We start from the raw sequence: 843 nt of genomic DNA, 5'->3' as shown, positions 1-843 counted from the left end.
GTCAATCGAGCGCCTTAAAACTTAAATACCTGATAGGCATGAAGAACCAGGAGATCAGCGAACTGCTAGAGTGCAGCGCAAGTCTGATCGAAAAAGACCTCAAGTTCTCACGCAGCTGGCTGCAATCAAGAATGGCACACGCATAAATCATGACCAAGAAACTGTGGATTATCGGCGCGATCGGCGCCGGTTTATTGGGTGTTTACTTGTTAAGTGACGAGAGCAGCATGGCATCTGCGGCCAGCTCTTTAAACAGCGCTCCTGTCGATAAAAGAAAAAGCCAACATCACTATGGTGAACGTACGTCGTTAATTGAGGTGAAACAGGCGCTCACAACATCGGCGTTGGACGGCTCGAGCTCTCTCGATTTAGATGCTGTGCTTAATGCCACCCCATTCGATCAACAAAACGTCGCCGAGAACCCTTTCGATACGTTTGATGGTTACTACCCTTACGATCTGACAGCCGTGACACCACAACCCAAGGTTGATGCGGCGAACAACAGCAAACCCATCATCAATCTATCGGTCGAACAGCAACTGCAAACCATCATTTATGGTTGGGAGCTAACGCAGAACAAGCCGATCAGCAATTCGTTAAGTCTGAACCAATTGTTTGAAGACCCCGATGGTGACCTGCTCACCACTCGGATCTGGTTAGAAAACGCCAATGGTCTTCAGGTGCTCAACCAAGGCCAAATCGTTGTACAAGGTGCGCCAGAAGAAATCGACCAAACCACTTACTTAGCCGTGGCAGCTCGTGACAATCATCATGGTGAAGAAGATTACGCCTGGGTCACGACCCGTTTTGAATTGCCAGTCGTTAAAGAAGAGCAAAACAACA

At 48.4% G+C, this 843-nt stretch carries 1 protein-coding gene and 1 pseudogene; both read left to right on the top strand.

Going from position 1 to position 843, the window contains the following annotated elements:
• Window positions 1-146 (top strand): ECF-type sigma factor (locus R7O13_RS25545; RefSeq protein WP_318305034.1); only part of this gene is annotated, 146 nt, incomplete at its 5' end.
• Between the two features lie 3 nt (window positions 147-149).
• A pseudogene (locus R7O13_RS25540) lies at window positions 150-843 on the top strand (hypothetical protein); the annotation flags it as partial.

This window comes from Vibrio sp. Y176 (assembly GCF_033438945.1).
This window is presented reverse-complemented; position numbering and strand designations above follow the sequence as displayed.